Consider the following 2,996-nt stretch of genomic DNA (forward strand, 5'->3'; position numbering starts at 1 on the left):
TTGTCGTTTTGCACCGCGGCTAGTGCGCCGCGGCGGTCCAGTTCGTACGCTCAGCACATGACTGTTCGGGGGAACGCGCGGAGCCGACGTCGGCAGCTCCTGTTGTGGGCTCTGGCTGCGCTGGTGGTGTTTGCGCTGGTGACTTTTGTTGTCGCCTTCGTGGCAACCCAGCTCAACGCTGCTGCTTTCGCCAGACGCCCGGAGATCGAGAACTGGGCTGACCCGAGCAGGGGAACATTCACGCTCGGGCTGGGATGGGGCTTGGTCGCCGCCGCAGTCACCGTCGCGGTCGGCGTCACCGTCGATCGTCTGCGGTTGCGCAACGCAAGGTAGAACGGCGTCCCGTAAGGGGATGGTCTACCGACAGAGTGTCCACTTGAGCTCACCCGACGTCGAACTCGCATACTCGCGTGGTTCCGTCTTCGTCGTAGACGGGGATGGAGTGGGTGATGCGCTCGTTCTGTTCCTGCCATGCGAGGGCGTCTTCGGGGGTGGTGAAGGAGCGTGAGGCGGTGGTGCCGTCGGCGTATTCGAGGTCGCTGCGGTGCGCGTCGCCCTGGACGCCGTTGCTGGCGAGAACCGTGATCAGATCGGGATTGCCGTTCTCGTTGATGACGTCGCAGACCAAGAAGTTCACGCCTGGCACGCCCGCTCCCAGCAGCGGGCAGTACCGGATCGTCGGACCCCGCGGAGGGGCGGAGCACACTGGCGTTCAGAACGAGCCTCTCCCGCCCACCCCGCACGCCGGTGATCGCTACGTGCTCGTCGACCGCACCAACAACGGAGCAGGCCGAGACCGCTAGGTCTAACCAGGAAGGGGTCGCGCTGTGGCGCGGTCCCTTCCCCGTTTGACAAGCTCAGCGGTAATCGCGTCGATCGATCGAGGCGTCGTAGCAGTCGCGACCGAGGTTGGTGTTCCAGATTCGACGTGAGCCCGTGGGGCGGAGGTTGCCGCCGTTGTACGCACCTTCGGCTTGCGCGTTGGGGTTACGCCACGACACCGTCTCGATACGCGCGTAGCGTTCGGGATCCATCTCGTGAAGGTCATGAATCTCGTCAAGGACGGGAACGAGGTCAGTGTCGCGCGTCGCGAGGATCACTAAGTCGATGTCGGGCGCAGCCGCTTCGCGCACCGCTGTGAGGGCACATAAGACGTCGATGCCCTTCTCCACGGGGCGACCGATCGGCTCCTTCTTGCCGTAGATATCCGTGATCGGACGTCGATCCGCACCCAGGCGGAACTTGTACTTGAGATCTCGAAGTTCGATTCGGGCGCCGTCAGATCGCCACTGCACCGCCTGATCGATGCAGCGACGATGCTGCTCCCAGTCGTGATCGACGTGCGGAAGCCCGCGGAACGCAACGACTCGAGCGAGCGTCGCATGCTCGTAGCCCGCCCGTTGCACTGCGTTGCGCTCGATAACTGCTCGTGCCGCGAACTGCTGCGGATGGATGAGCGAGTCGTGCGCATCGCCGCGGGGATCGAAGGTGTCACGAGCCGTCAAATGGACGTTCTGGTAATCGATCACGACCGCGGCACGCAACATTGAGCCCCCAAGACAGAAAAAACCCCGCCAATCCGGAGACGGCGGGGAGCAATGGAACAAATGTACTTGTCGGCGCCGACGACGTCCAGCGCTCGTCGTCCCGGGCGTGTCGCTGTTGGTCGAGTGTCGGCGCCGGCTGAGACGCTACCGGTGTGGCAGCCACCCCGAACCCTCCCTTGCTCTCCGAGATTGAGCGTGACCTTCTTGACGGCGCTCCCGTCGCGGAGGTGCTTCGAAAACTGATCGTTCTCGGCGGCCGCGCTGGATCCAACGAGCTGCGCGACTGGGCCTCGCAGGAACTCCGTGGCTACGGCGAGGTTCCCCCCGACGACCTCCCGAGTTACCGTCGAATACGAGGGCTCATCCAGATCGACGGCCTAACCTACGGCGCACAGATCTCCCATCAGAGCATCGGAGTCCATCAACTCCCTCCGCAAGTACAGGGTCACCTCACTGACGAGGTGCCCTTCTGGCAGGGGATCGGGGAGATCCAAGCCATGGTCGCTGGCGGCGGAGACAACGGTGCTGTTCGCATCACACTCCCTCAAGAGCGCCTCATCGCACAGTGGATGGACAACACATCCGGCAACCGGCACCAGAAGATCACCGCTGTCTACTGGAGCCTCAACGTGAACGCCCTCGAGGGGCTCCTCGACCAGGTCCGCACACGACTCGCGGAGCTTCTCGGGGAACTTCGATCGGTCACACCCCCCACTGCAGACGCACCCACAGCTGCGCAAGCCGCTCAAGCCGTCAACATCGTCGTCCATGGGAAAGGCGCTCGGGTGCAGGTCGCTCAGTCGGATCACTCCGCTACGGCGGCCCTCCCCGCCGCTGACGTCATATCAGAGGAGAAGGGACCGTTTTGGACGCTCGGGAAGCGCCTCTGGGGTGGGGCAATCGGTGTCGCCACCATCGCAGCGACCGTCATCGGCTGGCTTCAGCTCACCTGACGGCGCCGATCTGCGCGGTCCCGTCCCGCATGGGAATCCGTCCACGGGACGATCCCCTACGCGGCGTCAAGACTGATTGAAGTGTGGAACGTGAGCGTGCGCGAGCGCAGATCATCGGTCCTGTCGGTGCATGAACAGATAGAGAGCGGCGACGACCGTAGAGAGCCCAACAACGGCTGCCGTCACTCCAAGGACGATCCAGCCCGCCCGCACGTCGGGTGCCACAGCCAGTCCGGTCGCAACACCGGCGAGGGCGATGACTAGGGGCGTGAGAGCCACCAGTATGCGGCGCATAGCCGAAGCCTAGATTCGGTCGATGAGGATCGCTGGGCTGTTCCGATGGGCGTCCGGTAGGGGGTCGCTCAGCGGGCCGTCGAGCCGGCGGGTGCTGCTCTCGGCCGCGCTGTGCGTCGCGGCCGAGAGCAGGGCGACACCGGCGGCCCCCCGCCGGTCTGTCGCGTGCGGCGTCAGCGAAGTCCCCACTTCTCGACCGCAC

The 2,996-nt window shown here is 64.7% G+C and carries 6 protein-coding genes; 2 read left to right on the top strand and 4 right to left on the bottom strand.

Translation table 11 applies throughout. The annotated features are described in order from the left end of the window. Nucleotides 1-57: 57 nt before the first annotated feature. Nucleotides 58-333, top strand: a complete 276-nt coding sequence (locus C5C54_RS17400) for a hypothetical protein (RefSeq protein WP_146078901.1) — start codon at nt 58-60, stop codon at nt 331-333. A 49-nt stretch (nt 334-382) separates the two neighbouring features. Here C5C54_RS17400 and C5C54_RS17780 read toward each other — a convergent pair whose 3' ends face one another. Further along, nucleotides 383-646, bottom strand: a complete 264-nt coding sequence (locus C5C54_RS17780; RefSeq protein WP_181127930.1) for a hypothetical protein — start codon at nt 644-646, stop codon at nt 383-385. A gap of 211 nt (nt 647-857) precedes the next feature. Continuing rightward, nucleotides 858-1,529, bottom strand: coding sequence for a hypothetical protein (locus C5C54_RS17410; protein ID WP_181127931.1), 672 nt, complete (start codon nt 1,527-1,529; stop codon nt 858-860). A gap of 170 nt (nt 1,530-1,699) precedes the next feature. On the opposite strand from C5C54_RS17410, the gene C5C54_RS17415 reads away from it, so the two are divergent. Continuing rightward, the gene (locus tag C5C54_RS17415) at nt 1,700-2,500 is read left to right on the top strand and encodes a hypothetical protein (protein ID WP_146078903.1); all 801 of its coding nucleotides are present in this window, start codon (nt 1,700-1,702) and stop codon (nt 2,498-2,500) included. A 111-nt stretch (nt 2,501-2,611) separates the two neighbouring features. Here the strand turns inward: C5C54_RS17415 and C5C54_RS17785 are convergent, their stop codons facing one another. Together C5C54_RS17785 and C5C54_RS18170 are read right to left on the bottom strand one after the other, a co-directional pair. Beyond that, nucleotides 2,612-2,794 (bottom strand): hypothetical protein, encoded by a 183-nt coding sequence (locus C5C54_RS17785; protein WP_146078904.1) that lies wholly within the window; start codon nt 2,792-2,794, stop codon nt 2,612-2,614. A gap of 9 nt (nt 2,795-2,803) precedes the next feature. Next, a partial coding sequence (locus tag C5C54_RS18170; protein ID WP_219812229.1) for a hypothetical protein occupies nt 2,804-2,996 on the bottom strand: 193 nt, incomplete at its 5' end.

It is taken from the genome of Rathayibacter sp. AY1F2 (assembly GCF_002930885.1).
GTDB lineage: Bacteria > Actinomycetota > Actinomycetes > Actinomycetales > Microbacteriaceae > Rathayibacter.

Excerpts from the sequence above, each read along its gene's own strand:
- C5C54_RS17400 (WP_146078901.1), top strand. The coding sequence starts at position 58 with ATGACTGTTCGGGGGAACGCGCGGAGCCGACGTCGGCAGCTCCTGTTG.
- C5C54_RS17785 (WP_146078904.1), bottom strand. The coding sequence starts at position 2,794 with ATGCGCCGCATACTGGTGGCTCTCACGCCCCTAGTCATCGCCCTCGCC.